At 69.5% G+C, this 18,335-nt stretch carries 19 protein-coding genes; 7 read left to right on the top strand and 12 right to left on the bottom strand.

Features of this window, described 5'->3' with window-relative positions; genetic code table 11:
* Window positions 1-7: 7 nt before the first annotated feature.
* Both DQ384_RS43095 and DQ384_RS25465 read left to right on the top strand, forming a co-directional pair.
* Entirely contained in the window at window positions 8-211 is a 204-nt protein-coding gene (locus DQ384_RS43095) for a hypothetical protein (protein ID WP_245966787.1), read from the top strand.
* Window positions 208-648, top strand: a complete 441-nt coding sequence (locus DQ384_RS25465; RefSeq protein ID WP_245966785.1) for a M15 family metallopeptidase — start codon at window positions 208-210, stop codon at window positions 646-648. Before DQ384_RS43095 ends, DQ384_RS25465 begins: the two co-directional genes overlap by 4 nt.
* A 200-nt stretch (window positions 649-848) precedes the next feature.
* On the opposite strand, the gene DQ384_RS40530 is transcribed toward DQ384_RS25465, so the two are convergent.
* The gene (locus DQ384_RS40530) at window positions 849-1,064 is read right to left on the bottom strand and encodes a hypothetical protein (RefSeq protein ID WP_147268890.1); all 216 of its coding nucleotides are present in this window, start codon (window positions 1,062-1,064) and stop codon (window positions 849-851) included.
* 302 nt (window positions 1,065-1,366) lie between these two features.
* Here DQ384_RS40530 and DQ384_RS25455 point away from each other — a divergent pair, with 302 nt between their 5' ends.
* The 3 genes from DQ384_RS25455 (at window position 1,367) to DQ384_RS25445 (ending at window position 5,947) form a co-directional block, all read left to right on the top strand.
* On the top strand, window positions 1,367-2,971 hold the full coding sequence (locus DQ384_RS25455) for an FG-GAP repeat domain-containing protein (protein ID WP_114031400.1): 1,605 nt from the start codon (window positions 1,367-1,369) through the stop codon (window positions 2,969-2,971).
* A 298-nt stretch (window positions 2,972-3,269) separates the two neighbouring features.
* On the top strand, window positions 3,270-5,207 hold the full coding sequence (locus DQ384_RS25450) for an FG-GAP-like repeat-containing protein (protein WP_181871401.1): 1,938 nt from the start codon (window positions 3,270-3,272) through the stop codon (window positions 5,205-5,207).
* A 98-nt stretch (window positions 5,208-5,305) separates the two neighbouring features.
* Window positions 5,306-5,947 carry a M15 family metallopeptidase gene (locus DQ384_RS25445; RefSeq protein ID WP_114031398.1) on the top strand — a complete coding sequence of 214 codons (642 nt, stop codon included), beginning with the start codon at window positions 5,306-5,308 and terminating at the stop codon, window positions 5,945-5,947.
* A 502-nt stretch (window positions 5,948-6,449) separates the two neighbouring features.
* Here DQ384_RS25445 and DQ384_RS25440 read toward each other — a convergent pair.
* Window positions 6,450-7,613 (bottom strand): acyl-CoA dehydrogenase family protein, encoded by a 1,164-nt coding sequence (locus DQ384_RS25440; RefSeq protein ID WP_114031397.1) that lies wholly within the window; start codon window positions 7,611-7,613, stop codon window positions 6,450-6,452.
* A gap of 173 nt (window positions 7,614-7,786) precedes the next feature.
* Between DQ384_RS25440 and DQ384_RS25435 the strand changes: the two genes are divergently transcribed.
* A complete protein-coding gene (locus DQ384_RS25435) occupies window positions 7,787-9,106 on the top strand; it encodes a UDP-glucose dehydrogenase family protein (RefSeq protein WP_114031396.1) in 1,320 nt (439 codons plus the stop codon).
* A gap of 148 nt (window positions 9,107-9,254) precedes the next feature.
* On the opposite strand, the gene purE is transcribed toward DQ384_RS25435, so the two are convergent.
* Genes purE through DQ384_RS25420 form a run of 3 tightly spaced genes read right to left on the bottom strand, consistent with a single transcriptional unit; the run spans window position 9,255 to window position 11,941 of the window.
* Window positions 9,255-9,779 carry a 5-(carboxyamino)imidazole ribonucleotide mutase gene (gene purE, locus DQ384_RS25430; protein WP_114031395.1) on the bottom strand — a complete coding sequence of 175 codons (525 nt, stop codon included), beginning with the start codon at window positions 9,777-9,779 and terminating at the stop codon, window positions 9,255-9,257.
* On the bottom strand, window positions 9,779-10,948 hold the full coding sequence (locus tag DQ384_RS25425; RefSeq protein ID WP_281274103.1) for a 5-(carboxyamino)imidazole ribonucleotide synthase: 1,170 nt from the start codon (window positions 10,946-10,948) through the stop codon (window positions 9,779-9,781). Before DQ384_RS25425 ends, purE begins: the two co-directional genes overlap by 1 nt.
* A 36-nt stretch (window positions 10,949-10,984) precedes the next feature.
* A complete protein-coding gene (locus DQ384_RS25420) occupies window positions 10,985-11,941 on the bottom strand; it encodes a DUF8094 domain-containing protein (RefSeq protein WP_114031394.1) in 957 nt (318 codons plus the stop codon).
* Between the two features lie 188 nt (window positions 11,942-12,129).
* On the opposite strand from DQ384_RS25420, the gene DQ384_RS25415 reads away from it, so the two are divergent.
* Window positions 12,130-12,774 carry a GtrA family protein gene (locus DQ384_RS25415; RefSeq protein ID WP_114031393.1) on the top strand — a complete coding sequence of 215 codons (645 nt, stop codon included), beginning with the start codon at window positions 12,130-12,132 and terminating at the stop codon, window positions 12,772-12,774.
* A 119-nt stretch (window positions 12,775-12,893) separates the two neighbouring features.
* On the opposite strand, the gene DQ384_RS25410 is transcribed toward DQ384_RS25415, so the two are convergent.
* From DQ384_RS25410 to DQ384_RS25380, 7 genes are all read right to left on the bottom strand, one after another.
* Window positions 12,894-14,165, bottom strand: a complete 1,272-nt coding sequence (locus DQ384_RS25410) for an ATP-binding protein (protein ID WP_114031392.1) — start codon at window positions 14,163-14,165, stop codon at window positions 12,894-12,896.
* Between the two features lie 11 nt (window positions 14,166-14,176).
* Window positions 14,177-14,845, bottom strand: a complete 669-nt coding sequence (locus DQ384_RS25405) for a response regulator transcription factor (protein WP_030451323.1) — start codon at window positions 14,843-14,845, stop codon at window positions 14,177-14,179.
* Between the two features lie 223 nt (window positions 14,846-15,068).
* The gene (bfr, locus tag DQ384_RS25400) at window positions 15,069-15,560 is read right to left on the bottom strand and encodes a bacterioferritin (RefSeq protein WP_114031391.1); all 492 of its coding nucleotides are present in this window, start codon (window positions 15,558-15,560) and stop codon (window positions 15,069-15,071) included.
* Window positions 15,561-15,575: 15 nt separating this feature from the next.
* Window positions 15,576-15,755: a (2Fe-2S)-binding protein gene (locus tag DQ384_RS25395; RefSeq protein WP_114031390.1), complete on the bottom strand. Its 180-nt coding sequence runs from the start codon at window positions 15,753-15,755 to the stop codon at window positions 15,576-15,578.
* A 131-nt stretch (window positions 15,756-15,886) separates the two neighbouring features.
* Entirely contained in the window at window positions 15,887-16,522 is a 636-nt protein-coding gene (locus tag DQ384_RS25390; RefSeq protein ID WP_114031389.1) for an MBL fold metallo-hydrolase, read from the bottom strand.
* Window positions 16,519-17,604 carry an S-(hydroxymethyl)mycothiol dehydrogenase gene (locus tag DQ384_RS25385; RefSeq protein ID WP_114031388.1) on the bottom strand — a complete coding sequence of 362 codons (1,086 nt, stop codon included), beginning with the start codon at window positions 17,602-17,604 and terminating at the stop codon, window positions 16,519-16,521. Before DQ384_RS25385 ends, DQ384_RS25390 begins: the two co-directional genes overlap by 4 nt.
* Window positions 17,605-17,772: 168 nt before the next feature.
* A complete protein-coding gene (locus DQ384_RS25380) occupies window positions 17,773-18,285 on the bottom strand; it encodes a PH domain-containing protein (RefSeq protein ID WP_114031387.1) in 513 nt (170 codons plus the stop codon).
* Between the last annotated feature and the right edge of the window lie 50 nt (window positions 18,286-18,335).

The raw sequence follows: 18,335 nt of genomic DNA, 5'->3' as shown, positions 1-18,335 counted from the left end.
ACAGACAATGATCCTGCTCTCCGATCCCGTGATCAGCCGCATTCCGGTCGAGGAGGCCGGGGAAAAGCTGGTCGACCTGCGAAGCGTCCAGGCGCTGCGCCTCGACCCGCGCCTGGCCGACCCGGACGGCGACTACGGCCACCTACGCCTCAGCGTCGTGGACCGCCTCGTCACCGCACAAACCCTCCTCCCCCCGAACTCCACTTCCTGATCGTCGAAGGCTTCCGCCCCATCGAACTCCAGCAACGGTACTTCGACGCCCACGTCGACCGGCTCAAGATCGCCCACCCCGGCCACGACCACGCCTGGTACCGCCGGGAGGCCGGCCGCTACATCTCCCCGCCCGAGGTCGCACCGCACGTGGCGGGAGCCGCCGTCGACCTGACCCTGTGCGACGCGGACGGCAACGAGCTGTGGCTGGGCACGCAGGTCAACGACACCGACACCGACGCCTGCCACACCGCCGGCACCGCCGTCCCGGCCGAGGCCGCGGAGCGCCGCCGCGTCCTCGGCGAGGCGCTGACGGCGGCCGGCCTGGTCAACTACCCGACCGAGTGGTGGCACTGGTCTTACGGCGACCGCTACTGGGCCTACGTCACCGGGGCGTCGGCCGCGCGGTACGGGCCGGTGACGCGGGCCGGCTTCTGACCGCGCGGCGCCGGTCGCGCCGAGGCGGCGTTCTCGACGCCAAAGGTTCACAGGCCATTACGCCCTCGACTGGGCGGCCCCGTGGACCGACCGCATGTACGAGCCCGGTTTCGACTACGACGGCTGCTACAGCTCGTGGACTTCAGCCGGGTCGACGAGATCGGCACGCTCCGGTACCGGATGCACGACCTGGTACGGATCTACGGGAGCGAACGGGCCGAGGCGGAGGAGTCGGCCGAAGGGGCGGCGGCGGCCGTGGGCCGGGTGCTCGGCGGCTGGCTGAGCGTGGCCGAACAGGTGACCGTCCACACCCCGTCCGACGAGATCGGCTGGCGGCGCCCCGCCGTGGCGGCCTCGCCGGTCCCGCGCGAGCTGGTGGCGCAGGTGCTGGCGGCCCCGCACGACTGGTTCGACATCGAGCGGCCCGCGCTGGTCGTCGGCCTGGAGCGCGCTGCCGCCCTCGGCCTGCACGACCTGGTGTGCCAGTTCGCCTCGGCCCGGCTGGGCCCGTCGTTCCTCGGGGTCAACAGGTTCGAGGCCCGGGAGCGGATCAACCAGGCCGCGCGGGCGACCGACTCGGCGAGGCGACCATGCTCGCCGAGCTCACCGAGGGTGCGCCCGCGTCCTGAAATCCCCGCTCCACGGAGTTTCAGCGAATTTTCAGTGCCCCATCCGAACCTTCCGGTGCAGGACGAAACGCCTCCCCGGAAGGGACACCATGAAACTCAACCGCCTAGTCTCCGGCGCCCTCGGCACGATGGTGGCAGCGGCCATCGGCTTCACGGGCACCGTGGTCACCTCGGTCGCGACCGCCGCCCCGGCCCACGCCGCCTCGTCGGCCGGCGGCCAGATCACCCGCTCCGAGGTCCTGGCCCGTGCCCAGCACTGGGTGGACCAGGGTTACACCTACCTGAACAGCTCGGACAAGAGCACATGGCGAACCGGCCCCACGGGGGGTGAGAGATATCGCCGCGACTGCTCCGGGCTCATCTCGATGGTCTGGCACCTGACCGAGGGCTACTACGACACCAGCGTCTTCGAGAGCTGGATCGGAGGAAGCCGGCTGACCCGCCTCGGGAGCTTCAACGACCTCAAGCCGGGAGACGCCGTACTGCGGGTGAACTTCAAGGGCCTGTCGGACCACACCGAGCTGTTCGCGCGCTGGAAGAACAACGCCAACCACTCCGAGGGCGCCTACTTCTACTCGTTCAACAGCACCGGTGAGACGGTGCGCAACCCGTCACGGAACAGCAACTTCGGCAACCTCGGTTTCCGGTCCCTGAACGACATCACGAGCAATTTCGAGCACGCCATCCACTACAACAACGTCATCGAGGACCCGCAAACGCCGCCGCCCGTGCCGCAGCAACTGGGGACCCTGGGTGATTTCGACGGTGACGGGAAGCAGGACATCGCCGGCGTGGCGGGCGGTGACCTGTGGATCCACCGCAACACCAGCACCCCCGGAAACTTCTCCACGCAGGGCACGTTCATCTCCTCCGGCTGGGGCACCGTCGGCAAGTTCATGGCCGGGGACTTCGACGCCGACGGCAAGGACGACATCATCGGCTTCAACGGCGGCGACGAACTCATGATCTGGCGCAGCACCAGCACCGCCACCACATTCAGCTTCGCCGCCTACAAAAGCCTCGGCACCGGCTGGGGAATCTTCGACAAGCTCCTGCCCCTGGCCGACTACGACGGCGACGGCAAGAAGGACATCGCCGGCATCGCCGGCAGCGACCTGTGGATCCACCGCAACACCAGCACCCCCGGAAACTTCTCCACGCAGGGCACGTTCATCTCCTCCGGCTGGGGCACCGTCGGCAAGTTCATGGCCGGGGACTTCGACGCCGACGGCAAGGACGACATCATCGGCTTCAACGGCGGCGACGAACTCATGATCTGGCGCAGCACCAGCACCGCCACCACATTCAGCTTCGCCGCCTACAAAAGCCTCGGCACCGGCTGGGGAATCTTCGACAAGCTCCTGCCCCTGGCCGACTACGACGGCGACGGCAAGAAGGACATCGCGGGCGTGGCGTACAGCGATCTGTGGATCCACCGCAACACCAGCACGCCGGGCAACTTCTCGACGCAGGGTGTGTTCGTCTCCTCCGGCTGGCTCACCGTCAGCAAGTTCCTCGGAGCGGACTTCGACGCGGACGGCAAGAGCGACATCATCGGCTTCAACGGCGGCGACGAACTCATGATCTGGCGCAGCAGCAGTAACGCCACCGACTTCGGCTTCGCCGCGTACAAGAGCCTAGGCACCGGCTGGGGAATCTTCCGCCAGCTTCTCACCTCCGCGGCCGTGAGCTGACCACGACACCGGCGAGCGTCGGTGGCCGCAGCGCACGCCACGGCCACCGACGCTCGCGCCTTCCCCGCGTTCGAGTGGTCGTGCCCAAGCGCACGACGCCGGACCGGTCAAGAACCCGCGGAATTCCCAGGTGATCGGAGCAGACATGTCCGCGTTCTCAGTTCAGTTCGGGCGACGGTCGAAGTGGGCTCACCGTCTCGTCGCCGCGGTCCTCGCCGTCGGAATCGCCGGGGCGCTCGGACAGCCCGCGAACGCCTCGTCCGCAAGCCCGCAGCCGGGACAGTATCCGGTGAAGGGCGTGGACATCACTGAATACCAGCACCCGGGCGGCGCCTCGGTGAACTGGTCCCAGATCCGCCAGTCCGGAGTGACCTTCGCGACGCTGAAGGCCACCAGGAGCACCAACAAGATCAACTCCTACTTCCGGGGCGACCTGGCCGCGTCTCTGGCCCAGGGGATCGCCACCGCGCCGTACCACTTCTTCACCGGCTACAGCGCGAACACCGCCGGCGCGCAGGCCGACTACTTCATCGCCGAGTTGCGCGCCGCGGGCTACACCGGACACCGGGCGGGCGAGTTGCCGCCGATCCTGGACATGGAGTGGACCGACGACGGCACCAGCGCCTGCCCGCCGTACACCACGGTCTCGCAGGCGCAGATCTTCCTGGACAAGGTGCAGGCGGCCTTCGGCGTCAAGCCGTGGATCTACACGGCGGCCGGCTTCATGACGGGGTGCATGGCGAGCACCACCGCCTTCGGCTCCTACGGACTCCAGGTCGCCGACTACGGCAGCGGACGGACGACCCCGAGGGTGCCGCCCGGCTGGAGCACCTGGCTGATGTGGCAGTACGCCGACGTCGGCAGCGTCCCCGGAGTCCCCACCACTAACGTCACGCTGAACGTCTTCAACGGCACGCAGGCTCAACTGGACGCTCTCGCCCACCGCGACGTCCCTCCGCCTCCCGCACCGTTGCCGGGGACGCTCGGCGATTTCGATGGCGATGGGAAGCAGGACATCGCCGGCGTGGCGGGCGGTGACCTGTGGATCCACCGCAACACCAGCACCCCCGGAAACTTCTCCACGCAGGGCACGTTCATCTCCTCCGGCTGGGGCACCGTCGGCAAGTTCATGGCCGGGGACTTCGACGCCGACGGCAAGGACGACATCATCGGCTTCAACGGCGGCGACGAACTCATGATCTGGCGCAGCACCAGCACCGCCACCACATTCAGCTTCGCCGCCTACAAAAGCCTCGGCACCGGCTGGGGAATCTTCGACAAGCTCCTGCCCCTGGCCGACTACGACGGCGACGGCAAGGTCGACATCGCCGGAATCGCCGGCAGCGACCTGTGGATCCACCGCAACACCAGCACCCCCGGCAACTTCTCCACCACCGGGGTCTTCGTCTCCACCGGATGGCGCACCGTCAGCAAGTTCATGGGCGGCGACTTCGACGCCGACGGCAAGAGCGACATCATCGGCTTCAACGGCGGCGACGAACTCATGATCTGGCGCAGCACCAGCACCGCCACCACATTCAGCTTCGCCGCCTACAAAAGCCTCGGCACCGGCTGGGGAATCTTCACCCAGTTCCTCCCCCTGGCCGACTACGACGGCGACGGCAAGGTCGACATCGCCGGAATCGCCGGCAGCGACCTGTGGATCCACCGCAACACCAGCACCCCCGGCAACTTCTCCACCACCGGGGTCTTCGTCTCCACCGGATGGCGCACCGTCAGCAAGTTCATGGGCGGCGACTTCGACGCCGACGGCAAGAGCGACATCATCGGCTTCAACGGCGGCGACGAACTCATGATCTGGCGCAGCACCAGCACCGCCACCACATTCAGCTTCGCCGCCTACAAAAGCCTCGGCACCGGCTGGGGAATCTTCACCCAGTTCCTCCCCCTGGCCGACTACGACGGCGACGGCAAGGTCGACATCGCCGGAATCGCCGGCAGCGACCTGTGGATCCACCGCAACACCAGCACCCCCGGCAACTTCTCCACCACCGGGGTCTTCGTCTCCACCGGATGGCGCACCGTCACGAAATTCATCGGCGGCGACTTCGACGCCGACGGCAAGAGCGACATCATCGGCTTCAACGGCGGCGACGAACTCATGATCTGGCGCAGCACCAGCACCGCCACCACCTTCAGCTTCGCCGCCTACAAGAGCCTGGGCACCGGCTGGGGAATCTTCCGCCAGCTTCTCACCACCGCCGCCAACAACTGATCCCACCACCCCACCCAGCGCCGGTGGCCGCACCCACTGCGGCCGCCGGCGCTCACGGCTATCGCGCCCAGCCCGAACCGACCACCGAAGGAAACGAAATGATCCTGCTCTCCGATCCTGTGATCAGCCGGATCCCGGTCGTGGAGTCCGGGGAGAAGCTGCTCGACCTGCGCGGCATCCCGGCACTGCGCCTCGACCCGCGCCTGGCCGATGCGGCGGGGGCGTACGCCCGGCTCCGGCTCAGCGTCGTGGACCGCCTGGTCACCGCGCAGACCCTGCTGCCGCCCGAGCTGCACTTCCTCGTCATCGAAGGCTTCCGGCCCCTGGAGCTGCAGAAACGGTACTTCGACGCCCACGTCGACCGTCTCCGCACGGCCCGCCCCGGCCATGAGCCGGCCTGGTACCGCCGCGAGGCCGGCCGCTACATCTCGCCGCCGGAGGTCGCGCCGCACGTGGCCGGCGCCGCCGTGGACCTGACCCTGTGCGACGCGGACGGCAACGAGCTATGGCTCGGCACGCAGGTCAACGACACCGACACCGATGCCTGCCACACCGCGAGCACGTCGATCTCCACGGACGCCGCCGAGCGCCGTCACATCCTCGGCGAGGCGCTGGAGGCGGCGGGCTTGATCAACTATCCGACCGAGTGGTGGCACTGGTGCTATGGCGACCGCTATTGGGCCTACGTCACCGGGGCGTCGGCCGCACGGTACGGGCCGCTGACGCTGGCCGATCTCTGATTCCGGCAGGGCGGACGTTCTGGACGCCAAAGATTCACCGGTCCTTAAATTTCTCCCTATTTCGTTATTGACTAACGGATGTCAGGATCCTAGCGTGATCCTCGATCATGGTCTGGAACCCCGCCCCCTTTCCGGGGCAGGCGGTTCCGCCATGCCGGGAAATGAATGAGGGAGGTCCAATGCGACCGGCGTTGCCCGGAGAGTCGTTTCCCGGTGGACCTCCGGTCAAGAGCCGGCGCCGGTTCGGAAACCCGTCGTTCGCGGCTCGCGTGCTCACCGCCAAGCCGGTGGGCATTCCCTTCGATCCGTACGCCTGAACAGGGGCCACCCGGTTCAGGATGGGTAGTACGCCGGGACGACGAACCGCAGTACTCCCTGACGATTCACGATCTTCGCCGGTTGAGGTCCCATGAGCACACGCCCCCGTCGCGTCCCCGTTCAACCAGCGATGGAACGCGGGCGCGGCAGGGGCGCGCCGCGGACCGTCTCGAAACCGGGAGCCCTACTTCAGGAGCTGCCGGGCCATGACCATGCGCTGGATCTGGTTCGTGCCCTCGTAGATCTGGGTGATCTTGGCGTCGCGCATCATGCGCTCCACCGGGTAGTCGCGGGTGTAGCCGTAACCGCCCAGAAGCTGGACGGCGTCGGTGGTGATCTCCATCGCGGCGTCGGAGGCGGCGCACTTGGCCGCGCTGGAGAAGAAGGTCAGGTCGGCGACCCTCTCACCGTGCATGGCGGCCTCGGACTTGGCCGCGGCGGCGTAGGTGAGCTGGCGGGCGGCCTCCAGCTTCATCGCCATGTCTGCGATCATGAACTGGAGTCCCTGGAACTCGGCGATCGCCTTGCCGAACTGCTTGCGCTCCTTGACGTAGCCGATGGCGTAGTCGAGCGCGCCCTGGGCGATGCCGAGCGCCTGGGCGGCGATGGTGATCCGGGTGTGGTCCAGGGTGGCGAGGGCGGTCTTGAAGCCGGTGCCCTCCTCGCCGATCATGCGGTCCGCGGGGATGCGCACGTTCTCCAGGATGACCTGGCGCGTGGGCGAGCCCTTGATGCCGAGCTTCTTCTCCTTGGCGCCGAAGCTCACGCCCTCGTCGTCCTTCTCGACGACGAAGGCCGAGATGCCCCGGGCTCCGGCGGCGGGGTCGGTGACGGCCATGACGGTGTAGAACTCCGAGACGCCCGCGTTGGTGATCCACATCTTCGTGCCGTTGAGCACGTAGTGGTCACCGTCCCTGACGGCCCGGGTCTTCATCGCGGCGGCGTCGGAGCCCGCCTCCGGCTCGGACAGGGCGTAGGAGAACATGCCCTCGCCGCGAGCCACTCGCGGCAGGTAGCGCTGCTTGAGGTCCTCGGAGGCCGACAGCAGCAGCGGCACCGTGCCGAGCTTGTTGACCGCGGGGATGAGGGAGGAGGACGCGCAGGCCCGCGCGACCTCCTCGATGACGATCACGGCGGCGAGCGCGTCGGCTCCGGCGCCGCCATACTGCTCGGGGACGTGCACGGCGTGCAGGTCGGCGGCCACCAGCGCCTTGTACGCCTCCCACGGGAACTCTCCGTTCTCGTCAACGGAGGCGGCGTGCGGGGCGATCTTCTCGTCGGCGAGGGCCCTCACGGTCTCGCGCAGCATGCGGTGCTCGTCACCCGGTGCGTACAGAGGGAAGCTCATAGACAAATAGTAGGACGTCCAACAATACGGGGACTGAACCAGGGGTATATGGATAGCGCCCCCGGTGAAATGTCCGGTTTGTACTGTTGCGGGAGCCAGGGGGGCCGGTAACATGCCTCGGCAACGTAACGGTAAAGATGGGGTCGACAGCGGAACATGGAGGGAGCACGCTCGTGTCCTATCGCCTGACGGTCCTGGGGACCGGATACCTGGGTGCCACACACGCGGCGTGCATGGCCGCGCTCGGTTACGAAGTGCTCGGCCTGGACGTCGATCCGGGCAAGGTCGCCAGTCTGTCCGCCGGTGAGCTCCCCATCCACGAGCCGGGCCTGGAGGAGATCCTCCGCCAGGGCCTCGCCTCAGGACGGCTCCGATTCACCACCTCCTACGAGGAGGCGGCCGAGTTCGGCGACGTGCACTTCATCTGTGTGGGCACTCCACAGAAGAAGGGCGAGTACGCGGCGGACGTCTCCTACCTCGACGCGGTGGTCGAGTCCCTCGCCCCGTACCTGAACCGCGAGTGCGTGGTCGTCGGCAAGTCGACCGTGCCCGTGGGCACCGCCCAGCGCCTCGCCGACAAGCTCGCACGCCTCGCCCCCGCCGGGGAACTGGTCGAGCTGGTCTGGAACCCCGAGTTCCTGCGCGAGGGCTTCGCCGTCCGGGACACGATGCGCCCCGACCGCATCGTGCTCGGCGTCGTCTCCGACAAGGCCGAGAAGGTCATGCGGGAGGTGTACGAGCCCATGCTGGCGGAGGGCACTCCGGTGATCATCACCGACTACCCCACCTCCGAGCTGGTCAAGGTCGCGGCGAACGCCTTCCTCGCCACCAAGATCTCGTTCATCAACGCCATGGCCGAGGTCTGCGAGGCCGCGCACGCCGACGTCAAGGACCTGTCGCTGGCGCTGTCCTTCGACGAGCGCATCGGCGGCCGTTTTCTCAACCCCGGCCTCGGCTTCGGCGGCGGCTGCCTGCCCAAGGACATCCGGGCGTTCATGGCCCGCGCGGGCGAGCTCGGCGCCGACCAGGCGCTCACCTTCCTGCGCGAGGTCGACGCGATCAACATGCGCCGCCGCGCCCGCATGGTGGACCTGGCCCGCGAGCTCGCCGGGGGCTCGTTCCAGGGCTGCACGGTCGCGGTGCTCGGGGCGGCGTTCAAGCCCAACTCCGACGACATCCGCGACTCGCCGGCGCTCGACGTCGCCGTGAAGATCCGCGAGCAGGGCGGCGACGTCACGGTGTACGACCCGGTGGCGCTCGGCAACGCGCGCAAGGCCCACCCGACGCTCGGGTTCGGCGCCTCGGCCCTGGACGCGGCCAAGGGCGCGCACGTCGTGCTGCTGCTGACCGAGTGGCAGGAGTTCATCGACCTCGACCCCGAGGAGCTCGGCGGGGTCGTGGCCGCCCGCAAGATCGTGGACGGCCGCAACGCGCTGGACGCCGAGACCTGGCGCGCCTCGGGCTGGCACTACCGCGCACTCGGCCGGCCGTAGCCCGCCCGGCCGTAGCCGGGCCGTGCCTGGATACGGCCACCGAAATGCCACAGGGCCGCTCCGAACGGAGCGGCCCTCTCGTACGAGCCCTGTGCCGAGCCTCCGTGTGAGCGCCGTGTGAGCCCGGTGCCGACCGAGCAGCCGGCCCTCAGCCGCCCAGGCCGGCGGCCTCGGCCCGCAGCCGCTCGCCCTTCGCGTGGGCCTGGTCGCGCAGGGTCGCCTGGAAGTCGGTCATCTTCGCCCGCAGCCCCTCGTCGGCGGCGGCCAGGATGCGCACGGCCAGCAGCCCCGCGTTGCGCGCGCCCCCGACCGCGACCGTGGCCACGGGAACTCCGGCGGGCATCTGGACGATCGACAGCAGCGAGTCCATGCCGTCGAGGTACTTCAGCGGGACCGGCACGCCGATCACCGGGAGCGGCGTCACCGAGGCCAGCATGCCGGGCAGGTGGGCGGCTCCCCCGGCCCCGGCGATGATCACGCGCAGGCCCCGCCCGGCGGCCTGCTCACCGTAGGCGATCATCTCGCGGGGCATGCGGTGGGCCGAGACGACGTCGGCCTCGAAGGGGACGCCGAACTCCGCGACCGCCTCGGCGGCGAGCCGCATCACGGGCCAGTCCGAGTCGCTGCCCATCACGATGCCGACCTGGGGGCCCACCAGGGGCGATCCCGCCATCAGACGTACTCTCCCGTGGCGAGGTGGACGGCGGCGTGGCGGGCGCGGGCGCGCACCTCGGCGAGGTCGGTGCCGAGCGCGGTGACGTGCCCGATCTTGCGGCCCGGCCGGACCTCCTTGCCGTAGAAGTGGATCTTCACGCCGGGGTCGTGCGCCATGACGTGCTCGTAGCGGCGGAACAGGTCGGGGTCGGCCCCGCCGAGCACGTTGGCCATGACCACGACGGGCGCGGCGGGGGCGGGCGAGCCGAGCGGCAGGTCGAGCACCGCGCGCAGGTGCTGCTCGAACTGCGAGGTGCGGGCGCCCTCGATCGTCCAGTGGCCGCTGTTGTGCGGGCGCATGGCCAGCTCGTTGACCACGAACCGGCCGCCGGGGAGTTGGAACATCTCGACGGCCAGCAGCCCGGTCACCCCGAGCTCGTTGGCGATCTTGAGCGCGACGTGCTGGGCCTGGGCCGCGTGCTCGGGATCGAGGCCGGGCGCGGGGGCGATGACCTCGACGCAGATGCCGTCCTTCTGGACGGTCTCGACGACGGGGTAGCTCACGCCCTGGCCGTGCGGCGAGCGCGCGACCAGCACGGCCACCTCGCGCTCGAACGGGACGAACGCCTCGGCGATGAGCGCGGTGCCGGAGGCCAGCACCCCGGCGGCCTCCCCCGCCGACGCGCAGACCCACACGCCCCGGCCGTCGTACCCGCCGCGCGCGGCCTTGAGCACGACCGGCCAGCCGTGCTCTTTGGCGAAGCCCTCGACGTCCTCGGCGGTGGACACGCGGGCCCACGCCGGGCAGGGCGCGCCGATCGCGGTGAGGCGCTCGCGCATGACCGCCTTGTCCTGGGCGTGCACCAGCGCCTCGGCCCCCGGGCGCACGGCCACGCCCCGCGCCGCCAGCGCCTCGATGTGGCCGGTCGGGACGTGCTCGTGGTCGAAGGTGATCACGTCACAGCCCTCGGCGAACGCCTGGAGCGCGGCGAGGTCGCGGTAGTCGCCGAGCCGCGTGTCGGCGATCACCCGGGCGGCGCTCTCGTCGAGGGAGTTCGCGAGGACGCGTAGCTCGACGCCGAGCGCGATTGCCGCCTGCTGGGTCATCCGGGCAAGCTGGCCCGCCCCCACCATGCCCACGACGGGGCCGATGGGAGGCACTGCCCCCCTGGTCGCTTCACTGGTCACAAGCCCAAACCCTACCCAGCCGCCTCCTGTGCGCGGTCAGGTGGCCGTGATGTCGGCCGGCGTCCTGCGCAGGGCGACGGTGGTCATCCTCCCGTCGGGGGCGACCGTGGTGGCCAGGAGGATCAGCTCGGTGGCGGTGACCGTCTTCGGGCTCGCCTTGCCGGTGAAGGCGCGTACGGCGGCGGCGCCGAAGACGGGGTGGGCGACCTTTCCGGTGCGGGCCCGCTGGCTGTAGACGACCTGGAGCGCGTGGAAGACGAGCGCGCCGCCGCCGGCGAGGGCGAGGGCCCGGGTCTCGCCGGGGACGAGCCGGACGTCGACGCCGAGCCGGTCCGGGCGCACCTGGGACGGCTTGCGCACCAGCTCGGCGAGCAGGCGGGTCATCGCGTCCCCGGAGGCGAACCGCACGCCGCTCAGCCCGGCCGGGTCGGAAAGGTAGGCCAGGTGCTTCTGTGGCGCCAGCCGGGCGCGGACGCCGTCCTCGGGGTCGTCGGCGGGCACGGCGTGGGCGGCCTGCGTCTCGTCGACGTCGAGCTCCGGGGCGTCGCCGACGAGCCTGATCGGGCCGAGCGCGAGCCGCCAGCGGCCCTCGTCGTGCTCGAACAGGAAGTAGGACGGGTGGGGGCGGTGGGCCAGGGCGACGAACCAGGGGCGGCCGCCGAGGGCGCCCGGGATGTAGTAGTCGACGTCGCCGTAGGCGAGGGAGGCGGGGACCGGGCGGCCGTTCCGGGTCGCCTCGCAGGCACGACCGCCCAGCCCGCTCTCGGGCGAGGCCGTCAGGAAGGCGACCTCGGCGCAGTCCTTACCGCTCCACGCGTCGTCGAGCCGTCTCAGCAGGCCGAACGCGGTCGCGGCTTCGTCGGGGCCGACCGTGGGGGCGGAGGTCGCGACGTTCGCGGGACTCGGCGTCCCGACCGGGGGGCCGTCGTCGCGCGCGCCACAACCGGGAAGGAGGACGACGCCGATCGCGAGAGCGGCCAGCCGACGCAGCACGCTGGGAGCCACCTCTCCAGGGCACACCATTGCGGACTGCGGCGCAGCCTAGCGCACCGCACCGGTTACTAGCCGTTAAAGTCCGGATATTTCACACAACAGTCTTTATGGGAGGTCTGTGGACACGACACGCGGCTCACCCCGGCACCGGTAACCTAAAGGGGTTTTCGACCCTAGGAAGGACCGTTGTGCAGCTCATACGTCGCCTGTATGACAGGTTCTCCTCGATCTTCGACGAGCTCGCGAAGTTCGGCACCATCGGAGCCATCGCCTTCGTAATCGACTTCGGCGGCTCCAACCTCATGCGGTACGTCCTCGGCTTGGGGCCGGTGACCAGCAAGGTCATCGCCACGGTCGTCGCGGCCACCATCTCCTACCTCGCCAACCGCTACTGGACGTGGCGGCATCGCGAGCAGTCCGGCCTGGCCCGCGAATATTTCCTGTTCTTCGTGCTCAACGGCATCGGCCTGCTGATCTCGGTGCTCATCATCAGCTTCGTCGAGTACGTCCTGCAGATGCAGAGCATCCTGAGCTACAACATCTCAATGTTCATCGGCACGGCCCTGGGCACGCTGTTCCGGTTCTGGTCGTACAAGAAGTGGGTCTTCCTGCCGCCCGGGCTGCCCCCGGTCGACCCGCACACCGGCCTCCCGGAGGCCCCCGGCACCCCGGCGCAGGCCCCCGGCGCCGAGGTCACGTTCCAGACCTTCGACGGCACCTCGGCGCGCAGCCTCAACGGCAACACGCCGCACGGCCCCGAGGGCGCCTCGCCGCAGAGCAGTCCCGGCGGCGCCGCCTTCTTCCCCACGGCCCCGCCCGCCAACAGGCGCTGACCGGGCGGGGCCCACAAGGCTCGCCGCCGCGCTGCCCCCGCCCGCGCTGATCACGGGCCGACAAGGACCCGTAAGGGCCCATAAGGGCTCATATGGCGCAAGGGCTCATATGGCGCTCATCACGCGGGGCCGCTCACCACACGGTGGCGCGCGGTCTCGTCGGCCGGGCGCAGGAACAGGGCGAACACCGCCGGTCGTGGCCGGATCAGCTCCAGGCGCCCGCCGTCGGACGCGGTCAGCGCCCGCGCCAGCGTCAGCCCCAGCCCCGTCCCCCCGGCGCCGCTGACGTTGCGGTCGAACACCCGTGCCCGCAGGTGCTCGGGGATGCCCTGCCCCTCGTCGGCGACCTCGATCACGACGGACCTGTCGCAGTTGCCGGTAGTGATCGTCACCGGGCCGTCCCCGTGCTCCAGAGAGTTCTCCAGCAGCGTCGACACCACCTGGCTCAGCCCGCCCTTGCTGACCAGCGCGCGCAGGCCGCGCGCCCCGTCCAGGTGCAGCGTGCGCCGGGACCTGCGGAAGGCGGGCTCCCACTCGGTGATCTGCTGGCGCAGCACCTCGTCCAGGCAGATCGCCTCCGCCTGGGCATGGCGCTGCCGCCGGGCGGCGGCCAGCAGCTCGTCGATGACGGCCGTGAGCCGCTCGGCCTGGATGATCGCCGCCTCGCCCTCCTCCCGGACGATCGCCGGCTGGTCGGCCGCGGCCACGATCTCCTCCAGGCGCATGGTGAGCCCGGTGAGCGGGGTGCGCAGCTGGTGGGAGGCGTCCGTGGCGAACTCCCGCTCGCGGCTCAGCAGCTCGGCGAGGCGGGTGGCGCTGCGGTCGAGCACCTCGGCGACCCCGTCCAGCTCCGGAATGCCGTACCGGTGCCGGCTCGGCCTGGCCTCGCCGGAGCCCAGCCGCTCCGCGATCCGCGCCAGATCCAGGAGCGGCAGGGTCAGCCGGCGCGACTGGACGACGGCGAGCGACACCGCGACCGCGAGGGCCAGCCCGGCCAGGGCCACGATGAGCATGAGCCAACCCCGGATGTTCCGCTCCACCTGGGCACGGTCCCTGGATATGCGGACATAGACCCCGCTCTCTGAGTGGGTCTCCTCGGTCATCTGCCGATCGGGGGGCGGCTCCGTACCGACGATGACGGTCGGGCTGTTGCGGATGAAGATCTGGACGTATCTGTTCGGATACTGCCGCTGCAGCTCTTCGGGATCGATCGGCCGATCCTCGATGCGGGCGTATTCCACCTGGCTGAGCAGCAGCGTCGCCTGTGCCCGGAGCTGCTGGACCGCCTCGTCGTCGATGAGACGAGTGACCACCAGCCCGAGTGGGACGCCCAGGAGCAGGACCGCGATGGCCGCGACCACCAAGGTCGAGGACAGCAACCTACGGCGCATCTAGCTGGATGCTATTCGCGCTCGAATCGGAAGCCGACCCCACGAACCGTGGTGATGTAACGCGGCTTCGCGGCGTCGTCCCCCAGCTTCCGTCGCAGCCACGAGATGTGCATGTCGAGTGTCTTTGTCGAACCCCACCAGTTCGTGTCCCACACCTCCCGCATGATCTGCTCGCGCGTGACGACCTTGCCGGCGTCACGGACGAGCACGCGCAGGAGATCGAATTCCTTGGTGGTGAGATGCAGCTCCTTGTCTCCCATCCAGGCACGCCGCGAGTCGGCGTCGATGCGCACGCCCTGGACCACGGGGGTCTCGGACGTGCCGCGCCGCAGCAGCGCCCGCACGCGGGCGAGCAGCTCGGCGAGCCTGAAAGGCTTGGTGACGTAGTCGTCGGCCCCCGCGTCGAGGCCGACCACGGTGTCGACCTCGTCCACGCGAGCCGTCAGGATGAGCACGGGCGTGCCGTGCCCTTCGGCGCGAATACGGCGGGCGACCTCAAGGCCGTCCATTTCCGGTAGGCCGAGGTCGAGCACGATGAGGTCGACGCCCCCGGACAGAGCCCTCTCCAGGGCCTGCGGGCCATCAGGGCTCACCTCCACCTGATAACCCTCACGGCGCAACGCGCGCGCCAGGGGCTCCGAGATCGAGGTGTCATCCTCGGCGAGAAGTACGCAGGTCATAAAGCGATCGTAGGACCTTAGGCGATCGTTTCCCGGGTACAGCGCGCGGTTTGACTCGTCGTTGACCCACCAATTGACCTGGGCAAAGACGACGAAACCTGGATGAGCTCGCCCGCAGTACCCTCACACACCCGCTGCACCATCCGTACCCTCGGTCACGGCTTCGACACGCCGGTGGGACGAATCGCGGGGCGGCTCCCGGACGCGGGCGAGCCCGCGCGGGTCAGTCGGAGCCCTCGCCTCCGGGGACCTCCAGGAAACGCTGGAGGTACAGCCCGTCACCGAGCGTGTCCAGCAGCTGGAGCTCGGTCTCCAGGTAGTCGATGTGGTGCTCCTCGTCCTGGAGGATGTCCTCGAAGATCCGGGCCGAGGTGACGTCCCCCCGCTCGCGCATCAGGGCGATCCCCGGGCGCAGGCGCGCGACCACACCGAGTTCGAGCTGAAGATCGGACTCCAGCTGCTCCCTGACGGTCTGGCCGATGTGCAGCGTGCCGAGCTTCTGGTAGTTCGGAAGACCCTCGAGGAAGAGGATGCGGTCGGTGAGCACCTCGGCGTGGCGCATCTCGTCGATCGACTCGGTCCGCGTGTACGCGGCGAGCTTGGTGTAGCCCCAGTGCTCCTGCATCTTGGCGTGGAGGAAGTACTGGTTGATAGCGGTCAGCTCGGATGTGAGCTGCTCGTTCAGCAGAGCGATGATGTCCTTGTCCCCCTGCATGGGCAGACCCTCATTTCACGCGGTTGCGACAAGCTCCGTAGATCGGTTCAGAATCGCACAGATCTTGCGGACGCAGGTCGCGCAGTCCTTGCCCGCGCCCGTGATGTCGCGTACCTGGCGCGCCGTCCTCGCACCTGCGGCGATACAGGCGTGAACCTCGTTCTCCGTCACAGCCTCGCAGATGCATACGTACATGCTGAAAACGCCCTTCGGGGAATGGAGGAAAAGGTAAGCCTCACCTTAGCCGAGGTAGGTAAGGCTTGCCTATGTGAGTTCCTCCACACTTGCCCCCTGTCCGGGGGCGCGGGCGTGCCCGTGAGCGGGGGTCAGTGGCCCCGGGCGATCCATTTCTCCAGGTCAGGGGCTTCGGCGCCGATGCTGGTCTCGTCGCCGTGGCCGGTGCGCACCACCGTCTCCGGCGGCAGGACGAGCAACCGATCCCTGATCGAGCCGATGATGGTGTCGAACGAGGAGTACGACCGGCCGGTCGCGCCCGGCCCGCCCGAGAACAGCGTGTCGCCGCTGAAGACGGTGCCGAGGTCGGGCGCGTACAGGCAGACCGCCCCGGGCGCGTGGCCCGGCGTGTGGAGCACGCGCAGCCCGGTGCCCGCGACCTCGATCACCTGGCCGTCCCGCAGCGGATCGAACGCGCGGTCGGCGCCGTACACCATCGCCCACAGCACCTCGTCGTCCGGGTGCAGCAGGATCGGCGCGCCCGTGGCGTCGGACAGCTCCCCGGCCGCGTTGACGTGGTCGTTGTGGGCGTGCGTGCAGACGATCGCCTTCAGCCGCCGGTCACCCACCGCCGCCGCGATCGCCGCGGCGTCGTGCGCCGCGTCGATCACCACCACCTCGCGCTCGTCGCCGACCAGCCAGACGTTGTTGTCGACGTCCCACGTGCCGCCGTCCAGCGTGAACGTCCCGGACGTGGCCAGGCGCCCGATACCCGGCGTGCCCGTCACAGGACCACCACCGAGCGCAGGACCTCGCCGCGGTGCATCTTTCCGAACGCCTCCTCGACCTGGTCCAGCTCGATGGTCTCCGAGACGAACCCGTCGAGGTTCAGCCGGCCCTGCAGGTAGAGGTCGATCAGCATGGGGAAGTCCCGGCTCGGCAGGCAGTCGCCGTACCAGGACGACTTCAGCGACCCGCCGCGGCCGAAGACGTCCAGCAGCGGCAGCTCCAGCGTCATCTCCGGCGTCGGCACGCCGACCAGCACGACCGTGCCGGCCAGGTCGCGGGCGTAGAAGGCCTGCTTGTAGGTCTCCGGCCGCCCGACCGCCTCGATCACGACGTCGGCGCCGTGGCCGCCGGTCAGCTCGCGGATCGCCTCCACCGGGTCGGTGGTCCTGGAGTTGACCGTGTGCGTCGCGCCGAACCCTCCGGCCAGGTCGAGCTTGCGGTCGTCGATGTCCACCGCGATGATCTTCGCCGCGCCGGCCAGCGACGCGCCGAGGATGGCGGCGTCGCCCACCCCGCCGCAGCCGATGACCGCCACCGAGTCGCCGCGGGTGACGTTGCCGGTGTTGAGCGCCGCGCCCAGCCCGGCCATCACGCCGCAGCCGAGCAGGCCCGCCACCGCCGGCCGCGCGTCCGGGTCCACCTTGGTGCACTGCCCGGCGGCGACCAGCGTCTTGGACGCGAACGCGCCGATGCCGAGCGCCGGGCTGAGCGGGGTGCCGTCCTCCAGGGTCATCTTCTGGGCGGCGTTGTGCGTGTTGAAGCAGTACCACGGACGGCCGCGCAGGCACGCCCGGCAGTTGCCGCACACGGCCCGCCAGTTGAGGATCACGTAGTCGCCGGGGGCGACGCCGGTCACCCCGGGTCCGACCGCCTCGACCACGCCCGCGGCCTCGTGCCCGAGCAGGAAGGGGAACTCGTCGTTGATCCCGCCGTCACGGTAGTGCAGGTCGGTGTGGCACACCCCGCACGCCTGGACGTTCACCACGGCCTCGCCCGGCCCCGGGTCCGGGACGATGACCGTCCGCACCGACACCGGCTCGCCCTTGCCCGCGGCGACCACGCCCTGCACTTCGTACGGCATGCTGACTCCATTCCCTGTTCATCGTTTTTCCGCATATGTCGACGTCTATGCGTCCTCGAAGAGGCGCCGACCGCGTTCACGATCCAGATGACCGTTGTCGATGACCGGCACGCCCGTCAAGACCCGCGCCGCTCAGGACCCGCCCGGACGCGCGCCGCCCCCGCGACACTAGCGGCCGTCGATATCCCCGTCCGAGGCGTCCTCGACGAGACGGAACAGCTCCGCCCGCACCGCCTGGATCTTCGGGATGTCCCTGAGCGTGATCTCCCCCTTGTCGGACGCCGACTCCACCACCAGGGTGCCGCAGCCGAGCATGCGCTCGACGAACGTCTGGTCGGAACTGACGCTGTTGACCTTCGCCAGCGGGATGTCGTCGTCGGACTTGTTCAGGATGCCCGTGCTGATGTTGAAGCGGTGGGTGGTGAGCGTGTACGAGGTCGTCTTCCACCGCAGATACGGGATGAACGACCACAGGATGAGCGCGACCACGGACACGACGGCGACCGCGATCCACGCGTACCGGACGTACTCGTAGTCGGTGGGAATGTAGAGGAACGCCACGCTGGAGGCGGCGACAACGAGGACCAACGCGAGGAACGGCACGACCAGCCGCTTCCAGTGCGGGTGGAACGAGTGGACGACCCGCTCCCCGGTCGTCAGATGATGTTCAGGGAGACCCATGGGGCAAATCGTGGCACGACGATCAGCCCCGCGTCTGCCCCACACACCGC

The sequence above is a fragment of the Sphaerisporangium album genome, from assembly GCF_003323745.1.
GTDB lineage: Bacteria > Actinomycetota > Actinomycetes > Streptosporangiales > Streptosporangiaceae > Sphaerisporangium > Sphaerisporangium album.
The sequence above is the reverse complement of the archived record's forward strand: the minus strand, read 5'-3'. Positions and strand labels throughout refer to the sequence as shown.